This window comes from Bacillus sp. NSP9.1 (genome assembly GCF_000465465.2).
GTDB lineage: Bacteria > Bacillota > Bacilli > Bacillales > Bacillaceae > Bacillus > Bacillus sonorensis_A.
In genome coordinates, this window is record NZ_CP048273.1 from 3,549,831 (window position 1) to 3,567,949 (window position 18,119).

Annotated in this window: 13 protein-coding genes and 1 other annotated feature; of the genes, 2 read left to right on the top strand and 11 right to left on the bottom strand. The window is 38.7% G+C overall.

All coding sequences use genetic code 11. The annotated features are described in order from the left end of the window. Nucleotides 1-44: 44 nt before the first annotated feature. The 4 genes from leuS to M654_RS18465 form a co-directional block, all read right to left on the bottom strand. Complete coding sequence (leuS, locus tag M654_RS18450) at nt 45-2,459, bottom strand: leucine--tRNA ligase (RefSeq protein WP_026588336.1); 2,415 nt, start codon at nt 2,457-2,459, stop codon at nt 45-47. A 107-nt stretch (nt 2,460-2,566) separates the two neighbouring features. Next, nucleotides 2,567-2,773 (bottom strand) — a binding site (T-box leader). Nucleotides 2,774-2,875: 102 nt separating this feature from the next. Next, nucleotides 2,876-3,205 carry a DUF4257 domain-containing protein gene (locus tag M654_RS18455; protein WP_142246139.1) on the bottom strand — a complete coding sequence of 110 codons (330 nt, stop codon included), beginning with the start codon at nt 3,203-3,205 and terminating at the stop codon, nt 2,876-2,878. Between the two features lie 211 nt (nt 3,206-3,416). After that, nucleotides 3,417-4,610, bottom strand: coding sequence for an MDR family MFS transporter (locus M654_RS18460; RefSeq protein ID WP_026588338.1), 1,194 nt, complete (start codon nt 4,608-4,610; stop codon nt 3,417-3,419). Nucleotides 4,611-4,907: 297 nt separating this feature from the next. Next, complete coding sequence (locus M654_RS18465; RefSeq protein WP_026588339.1) at nt 4,908-5,186, bottom strand: hypothetical protein; 279 nt, start codon at nt 5,184-5,186, stop codon at nt 4,908-4,910. Nucleotides 5,187-5,423: 237 nt separating this feature from the next. On the opposite strand from M654_RS18465, the gene M654_RS18470 reads away from it, so the two are divergent. Further along, complete coding sequence (locus M654_RS18470; RefSeq protein WP_026588340.1) at nt 5,424-6,101, top strand: sunset domain-containing protein; 678 nt, start codon at nt 5,424-5,426, stop codon at nt 6,099-6,101. Nucleotides 6,102-6,129: 28 nt separating this feature from the next. Here M654_RS18470 and M654_RS18475 read toward each other — a convergent pair whose 3' ends face one another. From M654_RS18475 to M654_RS18490, 4 genes are all read right to left on the bottom strand, one after another. After that, the gene (locus M654_RS18475; RefSeq protein WP_026588341.1) at nt 6,130-7,455 is read right to left on the bottom strand and encodes an ABC transporter permease; all 1,326 of its coding nucleotides are present in this window, start codon (nt 7,453-7,455) and stop codon (nt 6,130-6,132) included. Further along, nucleotides 7,445-8,143: an ABC transporter ATP-binding protein gene (locus M654_RS18480; protein ID WP_026588342.1), complete on the bottom strand. Its 699-nt coding sequence runs from the start codon at nt 8,141-8,143 to the stop codon at nt 7,445-7,447. Before M654_RS18480 ends, M654_RS18475 begins: the two co-directional genes overlap by 11 nt. A 1,042-nt stretch (nt 8,144-9,185) precedes the next feature. Next, nucleotides 9,186-11,324 (bottom strand): peptidase domain-containing ABC transporter, encoded by a 2,139-nt coding sequence (locus M654_RS18485; protein WP_035428243.1) that lies wholly within the window; start codon nt 11,322-11,324, stop codon nt 9,186-9,188. Between the two features lie 39 nt (nt 11,325-11,363). Next, nucleotides 11,364-14,486: a type 2 lanthipeptide synthetase LanM family protein gene (locus tag M654_RS18490; protein ID WP_026588344.1), complete on the bottom strand. Its 3,123-nt coding sequence runs from the start codon at nt 14,484-14,486 to the stop codon at nt 11,364-11,366. A gap of 324 nt (nt 14,487-14,810) precedes the next feature. Here M654_RS18490 and M654_RS18495 point away from each other — a divergent pair, with 324 nt between their 5' ends. Continuing rightward, complete coding sequence (locus M654_RS18495) at nt 14,811-15,443, top strand: response regulator transcription factor (RefSeq protein ID WP_236251284.1); 633 nt, start codon at nt 14,811-14,813, stop codon at nt 15,441-15,443. Nucleotides 15,444-15,703: 260 nt separating this feature from the next. Here M654_RS18495 and M654_RS18500 read toward each other — a convergent pair whose 3' ends face one another. From M654_RS18500 to M654_RS18510, 3 genes are all read right to left on the bottom strand, one after another. Continuing rightward, complete coding sequence (locus M654_RS18500) at nt 15,704-15,931, bottom strand: plantaricin C family lantibiotic (RefSeq protein ID WP_026588346.1); 228 nt, start codon at nt 15,929-15,931, stop codon at nt 15,704-15,706. Between the two features lie 181 nt (nt 15,932-16,112). Beyond that, nucleotides 16,113-17,423 (bottom strand): ABC transporter permease, encoded by a 1,311-nt coding sequence (locus tag M654_RS18505; RefSeq protein ID WP_026588347.1) that lies wholly within the window; start codon nt 17,421-17,423, stop codon nt 16,113-16,115. Further along, complete coding sequence (locus M654_RS18510; protein ID WP_026588348.1) at nt 17,413-18,111, bottom strand: ABC transporter ATP-binding protein; 699 nt, start codon at nt 18,109-18,111, stop codon at nt 17,413-17,415. Before M654_RS18510 ends, M654_RS18505 begins: the two co-directional genes overlap by 11 nt. Nucleotides 18,112-18,119 lie beyond the last annotated feature (8 nt).

The following is an 18,119-nucleotide window of genomic DNA, read 5'->3' on the forward strand; positions in this document are numbered from 1 at the left end:
GCCCTGTGAAATCCAGGGCTGAAGCCTTTTCTTTAATAAGCCGGTTAATTCGCGACTATATTCACTAGCTTTCCGGGAACAGCGATCACTTTTCTGATCGTTTTTCCTTCCAGCTGTTCTTTTACTTTGTCATTGTTTTTGGCCAGTTCTTCAAGCTCTTCTTTTCCAGCATCAGCCGGTACGTTTAACTTCGCTTTCACTTTTCCGTTCAGCTGAACGACGATTTCGATTTCATCATCGACAAGCTTTGCTTCATCATAGACAGGCCATGATTCATATGTGATCGTTCCTTCATGCCCGAGGCGGCTCCACAGCTCCTCAGCAAGGTGCGGCGCTACAGGAGAAAGCAGCTTCACAAAGCCTTCCATGTATTCCTTCGGAAGCTCGTCCGCTTTATACGCTTCATTGACAAAAACCATCAGCTGGGAAATCCCTGTATTAAAACGCAAGCCTTCAAAATGGTCTGTCACTTTCATGACTGTTTCATGGTAGACGCGCTCAAGCGTTTCACCGGCGCCTTCTTTGATCTTGCTGTTCAGCTCGCCATTGTCATCGATAAACAGACGCCATACACGGTCTAGGAAACGGCGGGCTCCGTCAAGTCCTGTCGTTGACCAGGCGATCGATGCATCGAGCGGTCCCATGAACATTTCGTACAAACGGAGCGTATCCGCGCCGTGCGTCTCGACAATTTCATCCGGGTTGACGACATTGCCTTTAGATTTGCTCATTTTCTCGTTGTTTTCGCCAAGGATCATGCCTTGGTTGTACAGCTGCTGGAACGGCTCTTTCGTCGGGACGACACCGATATCATAAAGGAATTTGTGCCAGAAGCGCGCATACAATAAATGAAGAACCGCATGCTCGGCGCCTCCGATATACATATCGACAGGAAGCCATTCCTTTAATTTTTCCGGCGAGGCGAGTTGATTCGGATTATGAGGATCGATATAGCGCAGGAAGTACCAGCAGCTGCCGGCCCACTGCGGCATTGTATTCGTTTCCCGTCTTCCTTTTTTGCCAGTCTCAGGATCTGTCACTTCCACCCACTCTTTAATGTTGGCAAGCGGGGATTCACCTGTACCGCTCGGCTTGATTTCAGACGTTTTCGGCAGCATAAGCGGGAGCTCTTCTTCAGGGACGGGTGTTGATGTGCCGTCTTCCCAATGAATGATCGGAATCGGCTCGCCCCAGTAGCGCTGACGGCTGAACAGCCAATCGCGGAGGCGGTATGTCACCTTTTTCTCACCTTTGCCGTTTTCTTCAAGCCACTCGATCATTTTTGCAATCGCAGCCGCTTTATCAAGACCGTTCAGAAAATCGGAATTGATATGTTCGCCATCTCCTGTATAGGCATCTTTCTCAACATTCCCGCCTTTAACGACTTCTTTGACGGGCAGACCGAAGGCCGCAGCAAACTCATGATCGCGTTCATCATGGGCCGGCACAGCCATGACCGCCCCGGTTCCGTATGTAGCCAGAACATAATCCGCAATCCAGACCGGAATGTTTTCTCCGTTTGCCGGATTGACCGCGTAAGCCCCTGTGAAGACGCCTGTCTTCGTTTTGGCCAGGTCTGTCCGCTCTAAATCGCTCTTTGACTGAATCTCTTCAATATAGGCATTGACTGCATCCTGCTGTTCTTTCGTCGTAATTTTTTGAACAAGCTCATGTTCGGGAGCGAGTACGGCATATGTCGCGCCAAACAGTGTATCAGGACGCGTTGTGAAAACGGTGAACGTTTCATCGCTGCCGTCGATGGCAAAATGGACGTGAGCGCCTTCAGAGCGGCCGATCCAATTCCGCTGCATTTCTTTAATGCTTTCCGGCCAGTCAAGCTCTTCAAGATCTTCAAGAAGGCGGTCGGCGTATGCCGTAATTTTCAGCATCCACTGCTTCATCGGACGGCGTTCTACGGGGTGGCCGCCGCGTTCGCTTTTTCCGTCGATGACTTCTTCGTTGGCCAGAACCGTTCCGAGCGCAGGGCACCAGTTGACAGGCACTTCATCTATGTAAGCGAGTCCTTTTTCATAAAGCTTTAAGAAAATCCACTGTGTCCACTTATAGTAGGCCGGATCTGTTGTATTCACTTCACGGTCCCAGTCGTACGAAAAACCGAGGGCCCTAATCTGGCGGCGGAAGTTGTCGATGTTCTGCTTTGTAAAGACCGCAGGATCGTTTCCTGTATCAAGCGCATATTGCTCAGCCGGAAGCCCGAATGCGTCCCAGCCCATTGGATGCAGGACATCATACCCTTGCATCCGCTTCATGCGGGACAGGATATCCGTTGCTGTATAGCCTTCGGGATGGCCGACGTGCAGCCCTGCACCTGACGGATACGGAAACATGTCCAATGCATAAAATTTCGGTTTGGATTTATCTTCAAGCGTGGCAAACGTTTTGTTGTTCAGCCAATAGTCCTGCCACTTTTTTTCGATTTTTTGATGATCAAAACTCAATTGAAAAACCTCCTTATTGTGCGTACGGCTTCGTTGTTTCAAGTATGGACGGGCCTGACAGCTTTATATTCAGATTATTCTAAAATCAAAAAAACTCTCCCATCCCCAAAAGGGACGAGAGATTTTCCCGCGGTACCACCCTTGTTAGCGTGCAGGCTGCACACTCACTTGATATCTTTAACGCAGAAATGCGGCAGCAGCTTATCACTGCTGCAACTCTGAGGCGAGTTCAGAAGCGCATTTGATTGACTTTCACCAGCCGTCAACTCTCTAAACAAAATGGGCTTCTTACTGCTCCTCTTCACCGTTCTTGCCGTAACCGTAATCTTATCTGTATTTTATAGAATTCTGTTCATAAGTGCAAGCAGGTTTGTATACAATGGGAATGTGCTGAAAAAAGGGTAAGAGTGAGGATCTTATTCATGTGGAGATTTGTTTTGCCGTTCGGAGTTCTGTACATTTGCCTGCTGTTCTCTGACAAAGTCAAAACTTCTCAATACAGCTTCACCGCCGTAGCCTGCAATAATCGATAAAATCACAAGCTGAATTCCCGAGTCGGGTTCCGCAGATAAAACAAGCAAAATAGAAGCAACCATACTGACAAGAATATCTTCAAAAAATCCAAGGTAAATGAATCGTTTCGTTGTTCTCGGTTTCTCAAGGCGCCCTCTTTTTTTAATATGCCCGAGAACCCCCATAATCCCTCCAATCAAACAAGCAACAAAAACTTGATGCAGCATCTTCATCACCTTCCTAAAGCCCTTATTTAGTCAAGCGACTTCAGGCCATCGAGCAGCCCCCCTAGACCCCTGTGCGATGATATTCGATACTACCAAACAGAAAATGTGTTCTGTCTTTGAAGAAAAAAAGCTTGTTTCTTCCATTATATGTGAAGATTTGGTTGATAATCTTGATTCCTTTGATTCATTTTCGAGTAATTACAATTACCTATTTTTTCTATGCATTGTCATTACTGTGGTGATGGGTTGGCAGCTGCTTTTCTTTCCTTCCGTATAAACATGCCGTTCCGATGCCGATCGCTAATATGGCGATCATCACCGCCAACAAAGCCTGCATGCTGAAAACATCAACCAGCACGCCGCCAAAAAGAGGCCCGATCATCCTTCCTCCTGTGGCCATGCTGTTGACAAACCCTTGGTAAAACCCTTCTTTTCCCTGCGGGGCGAGGCGGTTGGCTATCGTCGGAACCGCCGGCCACACAAGCATTTCACCTATCGTCAGCACGATCATGGCAGCAAGGAACGCCGGAAAATGTTCCGCCGCAAACAAAATGCCGTAAGCAAACATAAAAACGACAAAGCCGATCACAATCTGTTTCAACAGCGATTCGGCTACCCGTTTCACAAAGAGGCCGATCAGCGGCTGTCCAAGGACGATCAGCGCTCCGTTTACCGTCCATAACAGGCTGTACTGGCCAAGGGATATACCAAGCTCCTGTGTGTGTGAAGCGATGGTTGAGGACCACTGGGAATAGGCGATCCAAGCCAGAAGATATCCCGTACATACGATCATCAGGGCGGCAAACCGCGGCTTCACATTGACCGTATCGGCATGATCGAGAACAGATGACTGAACCGTCTTTTCCGTCCGGATATGTTTCAATCCAAAAAACGCAATCAGGAAAAACAATGCATAGAGAAGCGCATTCGCAAAAAATACATAAGTGAAAGAAAAAGAGGCGACAAGCCCTCCGAGGGCCGAACCTACGGCAACCCCCGCGTTTTGTGCCACATACACTGCGTTAAACGCTTTTCTTCCGCCTTCCGGCCAAACCGAACCGGCCATTGCATAACATGCCGGAAAAACAATGCCCGAACCAAAGCCGGCCGCTGTCAACAGAAGAATGTAAGCGGTCCAGCCGTGAAAAAAGACAAGCCCTGACAGGCAGGCAAACGTCATCACAATTCCTAAAAGAACCGTTTTAAAACCGCCGATTTTATCAAAGAGAAGTCCGCCGCACAAGTTGCCGATGACATTCGCACCGGAGTTGAGCATCAACACGAATCCGGCTGCTGTTAAAGATTTGCCCAGGTGCTGGTGAATATAAATCGTATTCAGCGGCCACAAAAAAGAAGCTCCCGTTACATTGATAAACATCCCGATGACCAAAAGCCATAATGTTCGCGGCATTGTTTTTCCTTCTTTCTAAATTTAGTTCCTCCTAGATTCTATTCGTTCTCCTTGTTTTTTTCAATTGAAGAGAATTCTGTTTTCCTCATTTAAAAAACCCCTTTGAAAAGGGGCTTTTAATATTCAGCAAAAGGATCATTTCTGTTTTTCCGCTACAAACCGCTGATGAGCGCTTTTTTCAGGTCCAGGAGCATGATGTAATTGCATCTTCTCAGGCCCGCCGCCCTCTTTGTTCCATGCGTCAACAAACTGTTTTGCCTCGGGACGTTTACCGCATCCTGCTAACGGATGATCCGGCTATTTCGCTTCAGCCGCTCCGCCGGGCTTTTTGCCTGTTTCTTTCGATTGAAGTTCTGCCAAAATCCCATTTTGAAACAAATCGATATAACGATTTTCTGCATTTAGTGACTCCGAAAAAACAGCCGCCGTTGCTTTTTTACGGGGTTGAAAATGAAAATACTGTTCGATCTCGTCCACGCTGATAATCTTTCGGCTGCCGCTGTCCGTCCCGTTTGCCCATGAGACGAAGAGCGTCATGATGACCGCCAATCCCAGCGCACCCGTCATCATGATCACTTTGATCCCCTCCTAATCAAAAAAACTCTTCCGCACTCTGCAAGAGTTTTTTCCGCTTTCCTTTAAACATCCTACATCTTGGCTGCTCCGATCCCTCATTGTTCATCAGGTCTCAGCTTTCCTTTTTTCTATCGGCTATTTTGCCATTCATTTTATGCAGGTTACAGAAATATCTAGTTAAACATTTTTTTCATAATAAGTTAAAATATGATTATCAAAACAGAAAGGAGAGGAAAAATGGAATCTTTAATGGGGATTGGATTTTTATCTATTATGTTTTCCATCGGCTATTTGCTATTTGTCTTTATTCGAAAGTTCTTTTCCAAAGAAGACAAAAGGCTTTCAAGAAAAATCTTCTATCCTTGTTTTATCGGCGGGCTTCTTCTGATGTTCATCACTGCGCCATTTACAGATCAGCAAACATATTCCGCCGCAAAAAAATCTGAAGATTTGACGGCGGAAGTGAAAGAATTAACCTCTGAAAAGTCAAATTTACAAAAAGAACAAAAGACATTAAAACAGCAGATCAAACAAGCACAAGAAAAGCTAACAGCCACTCAAACAGAGAATAAAGCGCTGAAAAAAGAAAACGAAAAACTCGCCAAAGAAAAAGACAAGCTGACAAAAGAAAAAAAATCATTGACTGAAAAACTCGCAAAAGCTGAAATCAAAAGCGGGGAGGAAAAACCGGAGCTAAAAGAAAAGAGCGCTTCCGCCGCCCCTCCGTCAAACAACAACGACAGTTCTTCGCAAAATACCGCACAAAGCAATCAAGAGTGCAAAATCAAGGGAAGCGTCAACCACATTTACCATACACCGGGAAGTACATACTACAACCGCACGAAAAACGTCGTCCAATGGTTCTGTTCAGAAAAAGAAGCCCAGGCGGCTGGATACAGGCCGCCTAAACGTTAAAAAAGCCGGCATTGCGCCGGCTTTCATTCTATAATTCTCTTCTTAATGCCGTCAGCACATTCGTTCTTGTCGCTTTGACGGCCGGATTGAGGCCGGAAAGGATCGCGACGCCTGCGCTGATGGCGGTGGCGATGATGACAAGGCTCAACGGAATATAAGAAAATGTAATGTTGAACTCTTCCCCTCCGCCTTGAGTCATGGATGTCAGAAGCGGCGGAATCATTTTGTTCACTAAAAAGCTGACGCCGTAAGAAATGACCACACCGAAAACCGATCCGATGATGCCGATATAGGCGCTTTCCATCAAAAACATTTTGCGTATCACATTCGGGCTCGCGCCGATCGCCTTCATAATGCCGATTTCCTGTGTGCGCTCTGTGACCGCCATCGTCATCGTGTTGAAAATGCCGATCGCGGAAATCAGTACGGCAATGACGCCGACGAAAATCAGGCCGATTTTAAAAGCCATGAAAAACACATTGATACTGTCAAGCTTTTTCGTCACTGAATCAACGTAGAACCCTTTGTCTTCCAAATCGCTTGTCAGCTGTCCAACATGTTCAAAGCTGTCGGCAAAGACTGACAGTGTTTTTTGAATGACACCGTCGGCTTTGTCCGTTTTCAAAAAGTCGCTGAATTGTTTTGCCATTTCATCGCTGATATACACATTCGTATCGCTTGCCCAATCATATGAAGGCTTCTTCGTCACTCCGACAACTTTAAAATCGTACGTTTTTTCTTTGCCTTCTTCCCCTGTTTTCTCATCGATTTGCGAGACCTTTAATTCAATCGTTTTGCCGAGAATATCTTGTTGATAGCCTTTTGGCTCTTTTATATCTTCCGCATTGCTGCTCATCTGCTTTTCATATTCTTCGGCTTCTTTTTTCGTCCAGAATGTCTCTCCAAAATGATAGCCGACAACAATTTCATTCGGGGATTTCGCAACCCGTCCGCGGTCCAGGTCAATATTGGCCTTTTGCTCCGCTGCCATATCGGTTATCGTAACATACGGAATTTGCTGATTGGTCCTGTCGCCTAATTTGGCTTCAACAGGTACATTCACTTGTGCACGCTCAATGATGGCCGCCACATCATCGCGGTCTGCAAACTCATTTAAATCTTTCTTTTGTACGGGCTTGTCACTCTGCCCCTCTTGACCGACAATATCGATTTTCGTCACAACCTGCTCCTTCATCAGCTGCTCGGTCAGCGATTTTTGCAGGCCAAATCCGACGGAGGAAAGCACGATTAAAAACGCGCAGGCCACAGTCGTCGCAAGGATCGTCATAAACACGCGGAGACGGTTTTTCTTCATATTTCTTCTGATGAATGTCAGCTGATCCTTAAACTTCAACAGGCTCCACTCCCTTCTCCAGCACACCATCTGCTAAATGAAATTTCGTATCGGCGATCGATGCCACTTCGTCATCATGGGTGATGATCACAAAGGTAATGCCCCGCTCCCGATTCAGCTGCTTGATAAATCCAAGGATTTCCTCTTCTGTTTCCGTGTCCAGGCTTCCCGTCGGCTCATCCGCCAAAATGATGGACGGATTTAAGATCAGCGCGCGGGCGATGCTGACGCGCTGCTGCTGCCCTCCTGAAAGCTCGTTCGGATAATGGCCGGCATGATTTTCAAGGCCGACGCGGTGCAGCATTTCGGTCACCCTTTGTTTGCGCTCCGCCGGGCGGACGCCTTTTAACGTAAGGGGCAGCTCAATGTTGTCAAATGTCGTCAGACTCGGAATGAGCTGAAAGCTTTGAAAGATAAAGCCGAAATGTGCGAGGCGGAACTCCGCCCACTCTTTTTCATTGAAGCCCGTTACATCCGTCCCGCCGATCGCGATCTTTCCCTTTGTCGGCGCAATATAGCCGGAGATTAAGTTTAAAAGCGTCGATTTTCCCGAACCGCTTCGCCCGACGATGCAGGCGATTTCTCCTTTTTGGACCGTGAGCGAGACATCCTTCAGCACTATAATTTCATTTTCCCTGCCTTTTTTTCCGACTTTAAACGAATGGTGAACATGCACTACATTGATCATATTTTGTAAATCTCCCTTCTTTGTTTTCAGCCCCGAGCTAAGTTAATCTTCCGGAAACAAACCATATAAACCGGATCAGCCGTTGAGAGTTGTGGTTGGGTGCAAATATACTGAATGAAATGCACGCCAGAAATTTACGTCCACATCGTCTGCACAATAAAACCAAATCCGAAAAAACAAAAATGAAGACAAAAGAAATCACCACATTTGCAGCCAAATTTATATATTTCCTTTTCTCGGCTCTATTTCTGCTCCTCGCTTTTAAATTGCCTACTAAGAGAACATTTTAGGAAATAAAGATGCATTAATTGTATTATTCGTTATAGTACAATTAATACATTAATGACATGCTTTCAAATTGTCAACACATTTTTCTAAGTTTCAAAAAAATAATACTTAATATGATTAAAACCCTTTGAAATCAAACAGATTAAAGATAAAAGCCGGTGAACCGTCAATGCGGATCACCAGCTTTTGATGTTATTCGTATTTGATTGGGTCTTAAGACGGCGATCGACCATCGTTATGTTTTGGCTGAGAACGACAAATCCAATTTCCTTCCGATCGCTATATTAGAACAATAGAAAATTCAAATTAACAGCAAACCCGATAACGTTGTAGAAAAACAAAGCTATTTTAAGACAAAAAGTCGCTTTAGATAAACCTGTACCAGGCGAGAATTATGCTAAATAACATAACAGTTCTTCAAAAAATCACGTAAAGATCAAGAATGCAGCAGACACCGAAAAGCAAATAAAAAAAGCCAGCATGAAGCCAGCCCGACACTCAAAATTCTATGATTCTTTTCTGGATGAGTATTAGGGCGTTGCCGTCGTTTTAACAGCCGGATTATAGTTTAAAAACATAAACCACTGAAGTACGCGAGGTAACATAACCGACAAAATTGACGTAACTCCCCCTATAGTAAACCAAAGTTATTAGTTATTCCAATAAAACCCATTCCCTTAAATTCACCTTAGTTATACAGGCCTCTATGATTTTCGAAATTAAGAACAGGACTGAATTCTATTCAAATGTTCACTCATGAAATTTTACTCTTTTCATTTACACTACTGGAATATAAATTATAATACTCTCCTTTTTTCTCAAGCAATTCACTATGGCTTCCCTGCTCAACAACTGAACCATCTTTCATAACAAAGATAACGTCAGCATCTACTATTGTTGACAATCGATGTGCAATTATAATACATGTACTTCCCATTTTCACAAAATAAGAAGCTACTTTAGCTTCGTTAACAGAATCTAATGAGCTTGTCGCTTCATCTAATAAAACAATACTGGGTTCATGGATTAAAGCCCTGGCTAATGCAATTCTTTGTCTCTGTCCTCCTGAAAGATTCATTCCCATATTTGAAATTAACGTATATTGCTTCATAGGCATTTCATTAATTTCTTTATCTATGTTTGCAATTTTTAATGATCTTATAATATCTTCATCACTTACATCAGATTTACCCATCGCTATATTTTCATAAATTGATTTGTTAAATAAATAAATATCTTGCGGCACAGCCCCCATATTTTTCCTTAGTTCTTTTTTGTTGATTTTGTCAATACTAACACCGTTATAAAGTATATCGCCGCTCGTTGGTTCGTATAAACCAAGAAGCAATTTTCCTAAGGTACTTTTGCCGGATCCTGACCTCCCGACTATAGCGACCTTTTGCCCCTGTCCTATTCTTATATTAATGTTATTTAAAACAGTTTCAGAAGTTTTTGCATAGGTGAAATCTACGTTTTTTAAAATGATATCACCTTCTAGGGAAATCGCAGGTCGCTCCTCGTTATCCTTTTCAACCCGTGCGTCAGTAATATCTTTCACCCTGTCGATATTTGTCGTGATCACCAATAAATCGTTTATCAATTGAAACATGGAAGTGGTTGTTGAAAAAAACATTGTAGTTACAGAATAAAAGGCCAGAACCTCTCCAAATGTCAACTCTTGCTTTATATACATATGAAAACCAACTAACAAAACAATAAATGGACCAATGATTTGAATCCCTTGGGAAAACGTATTATAAAAATTTAATAACTTACCTTTCTTTTTATATCTTTTTATAACATTTTTCAGTTGTTTATTCCAAGTATGAAAAATATCATTTTCAATCCCGGATAATTTGATATTAAATATACCAGTAATGGTTTCGATTTGCAGTCTTTGTATTTTGCTCCGCTCCAATATTTCGTATAAGTTTAATTCTTTTAATTTTGGTCTTATTGAAAAAGTAACTGCACTAAAGGCTATAAACAAAAGTGAAACTAATATAAAGAGAAACAAAGACTTATATGAAATATATAGTAAGATAACAATTAGAGAAACGACATCAAGAATTCCTTTTATCGCCTTTTCGGACAATAAATCTTTTATATATTCAATACTACTTAATCTGTATTGAATATCTCCCGTTGGCCTAGATTCGAAGAATTTATAAGGTACTCTTAATAAATGTCCAAAAACTTTACTAATAAGTGTAGTATCTAAAGTAGATTTTATATTAATTAAAACGCTCCCCTGCAAATACTGAAGCAAGAAAAAGATAATTAATAACGTTAAGGAAGCTGTTATTTCTAGTTCAGATATAAACCCTTTTTCCATTACATTATCGGTTAATTTTTGTATTATAATTGGAATTAACAATGTTCCCATCGCTGTTAAAAAGGATAAAACAAATAATAATATAAATGTTTTTTTGTTTTCAAGAACACTTAATAACAAAAATTTGAAAGAATGTTCTTTTTCTTCTTTTGGTTTAAAATCACTATTTGGTGAAGGCACTAATACTATTTTCGAAAATGATCTTTCAACCTCTTGCAAAGTAAAAGACCTTCTTCCTATTGCTGGATCAACAATGGTAAACTTGTTTTTCCTTACTTTTTCCAAAATGACAAAATGATCATTATTCCAGAATAAAATAGCTGGAAGGTTTATGATTTCTAGAGCTTTAGCTTCAGTTTTATATACCTTTGAATCAAAATTTAAAGTTTTAAATAAATCATGTATTTGTTTTAAATTCAGTCCGTCTCTCCCTACTTCGGCTATATCTCTTAAATCATTTAATGTGTTAAAACTGCGATGAAACCTTAAAATCATAGCAACACAGCACAAACCGCATTCTGTCTGATGAAATTGTTCAATAAAAGGAACTTTTTTCAACGTCAACCCACCATTGCCTTTTTTAATAGAATTTTCTCACTACTCCAGCCATAAGATGTTATTTAAATTTGGATTTAAATTTTTCAACATGATGTACCCATAACCTGTTAAACCAATCATTAGCCCAAACAGGTGATTATCTGGATGATTTTTATTTAAAATTACTTGTTTTATCGTATCTTCATAAATTTTCAAATAAGTATTTTTACAATATTTTTTGAGACTCAGATCATTCATAATATCAGCTGTATAATCAAGAATTAACAAGCTTCCAAGATCTCCGTGACAAAGGGTTGAATTATTTCCAAAACCTTTTTCTATTGTAGTCTCTATAGCCCTTTCTATTTCGATATCAATAAATTTATCATCATAACCGTTAGCTTTTAAAAGTATTCTATTCAATAGAATTCCAGGTGCTCCATGACACCAACCATTGCTGAACCCCTCATCTCCAATTTGAATATGCCAATTTTTATCTTTTTTTGAATATAACCCTCGTTCAAATTCCAAAGCAGACGCAACCAGTTTTAAAATGAAAGCATCTTGAATTATAGGGTATAGTTGCATCATTGTAGCTGATATACCGCTACTTCCATGAGCAAATCCAGTGTAACCTTCTGAAATCTTGCTCCAGTCTATTTTATCTTTTGTTCCTTTTAATTCTAATATTGCAATAAACCTTTTATATAACCTTCTTAATGTTTCAAGTAAAATTTCTTGTCTATCTTTTTTATCAATATTTTTATATAAAGACAAGACAACTGAAATAGCTCCACTTACCCCTGAAATAATGTCTTCTCGCTCATTCATTTCTGAAAATTCAATCAATAATTCTGTTCCCTGAATTGCTATCGAAACATATTCCTCCTCATGAATATGCCGTCCGGCGTGATAAAGTGAATAAATCATACCGCCAATACCCGAGAATCCGCCTATTTCCAATACAGTTTCTTTTTTCGTAAGCTGCAATATATCCTTTATAAGAGAACTAACCGGATTTAAAGCTTGAATAGCTGCATTTTTGTATTTGTGATTTTTGGTAATATCGTATAAATAAGCAAAAAATAATGCTATACCACTATTACCTTTATATAAGTCCGATTCTACTCCAGATATCTGTGTAAGTTGTTCTTTTTTACCATAAATCATCAACCCAAGCCAAGTATATTCTTTGCGGTTATTATATTCTCCTAGAACTGCTTTATCTATTATAAAGTCTCCAATTTTTATTAAATCTTCAATTTCAGATTGCGTATCTCTGTTTATCAAACTCCTTGTTTCTGTTTGAAAAGAAATATTGGTTAAAGCATTATCACCTTCATAATTATTATAAAGAAAACTTAAATCAATAAAGTCTAACTGCATTTCAAAATCACTGGTACTCATCTTATCAATTTTATTTTTAGCTGCTTCTAGAGGAGATTTTAATAATTTTACACCCTTAACTACCTTATCATAAGAATTTTTAATTTGTTTCGAATTAGCATTTGTGTAAAAATAAGGAATATCTCCATTTAAAAGATCCATATATTCACTTTCAAGAAAATTTTTAAGCCTCTCATGAGATTTACTTAACCCAATTCTTGACAAATAAACTTTTCTATGTATGGCGTCCTGAAGTAAGTCTGGATGATAACTAGTGTTTAATAAATTGGAATATAGATAAGTGGCCTTTATAATTAATCTGCATTGAGCATCTCTAAATGCAGTATATATATTTTCAATGAAAAGACTTTTATTATTTTGTATCCATTTATAAAGTGCTGAGAAACCTTGCTTAATATCAATTACATATTTATCAGCTCTTAATACGTTATTTTTATGTTTCGGTAAATTCTTCTGAGTAGGTAAAACTCCATAGTCTCTAACAATTTTGATTTCATCTGTACCTGCATTTTGTATAATTGAAGATTTTAATGCAGCAACTTGTTCCTCAGCACCACTTACTCCGCCAAAATCAAAGTAACCATTATCATCATTAGCGAATGTTACTCTGTTAGGCAATAAATAAATCGAACAAACAGATTGGTTAATTAACTTTTCTGCATTAACACTTGCAGATGATTCATTGGAATCAGTATTTAATTCTCCGTGAAAAATAGTTTCTATATCAATTAAAATAGGGTTATCTTTATTAGCGATTATATTTTCGTAATGAAAATCTTTGGAGTTAAATGTATACAGCAAACAAAGGAATTGTCCTATTTTATAATAATAATTTGAGGCATCCTTTAGATCATCCAGTTCTTCATAATGAATATACTCCATCCAACCGCATGCAGAGGTTGAGTAAACTTTCGCTGTCTTTAATTCTAAGTAATCTTTTATTTTCATAGAATTAAGCCATTTTATAAAATTGTTATACTTCTTTTCCAACATCATTTCCTTAGGTTTGTACACCAGCTTATATCCAGAACTAAAGGTTATTAAACTTACTGACTTTGCACCTCTATGAGAATCTCCTTGTCCCAAATCTATTTCTTCTATTTTTCCAAGCGTTCTAGAGTTGTTGAATTCTGCGTCTAACTGTTTATAATTTTCTCCTGTATTCTTAGTTATAGTGATTATAAAATTTATAACCTCAAAAGTACGTTTATCAACCAAGTTAAATAAATGGGGATAATCTAAATATAAGTAACGCAGGTAACTTTTGTCTTTTAACAAACAATCTTTAAAATATAAAAACCTCTCTTTTGTAGTGTCCCCTTTTAATTTTGACTCTTCCCGAGCTATATTTATCTCAAAGATTATAGTCTTGTAAAATATTTTATAAAGATCATTGTAAGTATTCTTAAATATACAATCAACTATATTCTGAAAATTAATAATATACTCTTGTTTTAATATTTCGTCTAGGAATACCGATATATGGTAGTTTACAAAAGGTTTTATCACTCCAATAAAGTCATAATCATAATAATTTTTCTCTATAATATTTTCAATTTTTTTATTTTCTTCTGTATTTAAAATGATATCGATCCATTCTTCAGACAAAGCTCTTTCCCTTGAAGAGTCATCCCAATGTTTCTTAAGATCCATAAAGTCCTTTTTGGTTGTTTCTATAATCACATTCTCTATGTCTGATAAAGACTCTTTTTTTTCAGGAAAAAAGGTAACCCAATAATCTAACACATCATCAAATGAGACTGTCGAATACTCCATAAAAATCGCCCTTTCTTCTTAGACTATGCCAATCTTTAAACATGAAAAACCTATAATTTATAATAAAAGAGTAATAATTAAACTAACATAGATTATATAAAACCAGTCTATTTTATAAACTTTAAGTTGTATAGGGTGAAAAAAAATGGCCCTCCATTTTTTCATAGAATTAAACTAATTATATTTGACTATCAACCCATTTTCTGTTAATATGGTGATAAAATAAGGAATAGAAGGAAGATGATAGGTGATAAAAGTTAGAAGCACTTTCTTATAAAAGTTCAATATACTAATTAAATCTCTAAAAGCGGGGTACTTTTGGAAGTGATCAATTTACTTTTAATTGAAGATGATGTATATTGGTTGGATAATATCAAGAAATTTTTAGAAGATGAATCAGATATCAAAGTAGTAGGTGAGATTATTGGAAGAAAAAATTTGAATAATTTCTTAGCATCTAATATTGATATTGATGTTATCTTATTAGATATAGAGTTAGAAGGAGACCTAGCTAACGGTATAAATACCTGCTACGATATTATGAAGAAAAAAGAAAACACGAATGTTATTATTCAAGCTTCCAACAACATGAATGCAGAGTTAATCAAAAAGGCATTTACAGCTGGTGCAATTGATTTTATATTTAAAAAAAATTATAAAGACCTACCTAATAAAGTAAGATATGCAAATAGTCCCTTTAATCCTTACAAAATATTATTATCGGAATATTCTAAACTAAAGAGGGAATCGATTCTTTCTCAACTTAGCCCTGCAGAAAAAGAATTGTATAAATTAATTTGCAAGGGTCACAGTAGAGCGAATATCAGTAAAATCCTTTTCAAATCTCCAAATACAATTAAAAAACAGATAAAAAGCATTTTTAAAAAAACAGGCTATAAAACAACACAAGAGCTTCGAGAGCATTTAAGTTGGTCAACATGGAAAAAGCATCATTAATTTAATACAAAGGAATGAAATTTACTTATCTGATTAACAAAAAACAGGCTATAGATGTTAATTGGCATAAATTTGATATAATATCAAATTTATGCCTTTTTACATTAATTTTATTGAGGACAAAAATGAAAAACCTTATTTTTCTTCAGAATATCTTTTTATAGGGCGACTATTTCGCAATTTGAGGTAAATTTTACATATAAACACCCCAACGTAGTACCAGTTGGGGTGAGCGTATTTTAACATAATCAAGTTGTTTTTTATTTACCACACGAGACTGTACCCGCGCATTCAGCTGACCAAGTACAATATTTTCCAAAATTATTGCCTAATCCTACACTCCTAGCTATGGCAGCCGATACTGCATCAGTTGTACCACCAGCAATTTCAGACATGTCTTGCTCTCTAATCTCTTCCAACAAATTACCTGAAGGATGATTTTCATTATTGTTTCTTCTTAAAATCGGATTTTTGAAATCTTTCCCCATTTTACTCACTCCTAGTTTGAGATTCGATAACGTTATCATAAATAATTTTATTTTATACTATTTAATTTTAATAGGGTGAAAAAAAATGGTCCATATTATATTAACAAATAAGCTACTCAAGAGTTTATTCTTAAAAGCCAAAACTTAACTCTTCTTATTGAATATTCTTGGAATCTCAAATCTATATTTCTCGTCTTAAAGCAGATAAAACATCCGTTCTTGTCGCTTTGATTGCAGGATTTATGCCCGATATGGCTGCGACCCCCACACATATAATCATTGCAGTGATTACAAGATTAAATGGGATATAGGAAAACGTCATCTCCATACTACCCATAGTTGCACCCTTTTCCACAGATGACAGTATTTGCGGAACGATTAAGTTAACCCCAAAACTGATCCCATAGGAAGTAATCACACCGATTATTGAACCTAAAGTGCCTATATATAAGCTCTCCAGTAAAAACATTTTTCGAATAATAGACGGGGTCGCCCCAATTGCCTTCATAATACCAATTTCCTGTGTCCTCTCAGTTACTGCCATCGTCATCGTATTAAAAATACCTATTGATGCAATGATAACTGCTACTGTGCCTACAAATATCAATCCTATTTTAAATGCATTAAAAAACACACTTATATCATCAACCATTGTTGTAACTGAACGAACATAAAAACCAGAGTCTTGTAAATCTTTTGTAACCTGCTCAACATTTTCGAATTTATTTGCATACACATTTAGTTCTTTATTAATATCTTTATTTTTATTAGCATCGATAAGAATATTCTCAAAATCCTTTTTTAATTTATCGTTTATTAAAACATCAGTATCTGACATGCCGTCCTGCTTAGGTTTTTCTTTTACACCTACAATTGTTAACTTAATTGTTTTCTCTTTTTTTTCTTTTCCTGTTTTAGGGATTTTGAATTCAACCGTTTTCCCGATTATGTTTCCTTTATAACCTTCAGGTTCTTTGATATCTGTTGGTTCCTTAGCATTTTCTAATTGTTTATTATAATTTTGTCGTTCTTTTTCAGTCCATAATTGACTCGCAAAACCATATCCAACAACAATTTCATTAACTGCATCAGGCATTCGGCCTTCTTCCAGCTTCATACTCTTTTTCTTCTCTTCTTCCATATTAGTGAATGTCAGATTAAAATCACCTTTTAGGTCATTTAACTTTATTTGTATTGGTTCAAATAAAGTTGTCCTCTCTATAATTGCTGCAATATTATCGTTCCCTTTAAATTCAGACAATTCATCAACATCGACTTCTTTTCCATTTTTTTGCCCTTTGACTGCGATTTCCGTAATAATTGTTTGACTCAAGATACTTTCTTCTGTTGATTTTTGAAGCCCAAATCCCACAGAAGCAAGAACGATTAGAAACGTACAACCTATCATAGTTGATAATATAGTCATGAAAACACGCAATCTATTTTTTTTCATATTTCTTCTAATAAATCTAAGCTGATCCTTAAACTTCAACAGGCTCCACTCCCTTCTCCAGCACACCGTCTGCTAAATGAAATTTCGTATCGGCGATCGATGCCACTTCGTCATCATGGGTGATGATCACAAAGGTAATGCCCCGCTCCCGATTCAGCTGCTTGATAAATCCAAGGATTTCCTCTTCTGTTTCCGTGTCCAGGCTTCCCGTCGGCTCATCCGCCAAAATGATGGACGGATTTAAGATCAGCGCGCGGGCGATGCTGACGCGCTGCTGCTGCCCTCCTGAAAGCTCGTTCGGATAATGGCCGGCATGATTTTCAAGGCCGACGCGGTGCAGCATTTCGGTCACCCTTTGTTTGCGCTCCGCCGGGCGGACACCTTTTAACGTAAGGGGCAGCTCAATGTTGTCAAATGTCGTCAGACTCGGAATGAGCTGAAAGCTTTGAAAGATAAAGCCGAAATGTGCGAGGCGGAACTCCGCCCACTCTTTTTCATTGAAGCCCGTTACATCCGTCCCGCCGATCGCGATCTGTCCCTTTGTCGGCGCAATATAGCCGGAGATTAAGTTTAAAAGCGTCGATTTTCCCGAACCGCTTCGCCCAACGATGCAGGCGATTTCTCCTTTTTGGACCGTGAGCGAGACATCCTTCAATACCTTAATTTCGCTTTCTCTGCCTTTTTTTCCGATTTTGAATGAGTGGTGAATGTGCTGAATGTCAATCATTTTCCCTC

Bases quoted from the DNA above. Each gene is read 5' to 3' on its own strand.
- M654_RS18455 (WP_142246139.1), bottom strand. From the start codon at position 3,205: ATGAAGATGCTGCATCAAGTTTTTGTTGCTTGTTTGATTGGAGGGATT.
- M654_RS18460 (WP_026588338.1), bottom strand. From the start codon at position 4,610: ATGCCGCGAACATTATGGCTTTTGGTCATCGGGATGTTTATCAATGTA.
- M654_RS18470 (WP_026588340.1), top strand. From the start codon at position 5,424: ATGGAATCTTTAATGGGGATTGGATTTTTATCTATTATGTTTTCCATC.
- M654_RS18480 (WP_026588342.1), bottom strand. From the start codon at position 8,143: ATGATCAATGTAGTGCATGTTCACCATTCGTTTAAAGTCGGAAAAAAA.
- M654_RS18490 (WP_026588344.1), bottom strand. From the start codon at position 14,486: ATGGAGTATTCGACAGTCTCATTTGATGATGTGTTAGATTATTGGGTT.
- M654_RS18500 (WP_026588346.1), bottom strand. From the start codon at position 15,931: ATGGGGAAAGATTTCAAAAATCCGATTTTAAGAAGAAACAATAATGAA.
- M654_RS18510 (WP_026588348.1), bottom strand. From the start codon at position 18,111: ATGATTGACATTCAGCACATTCACCACTCATTCAAAATCGGAAAAAAA.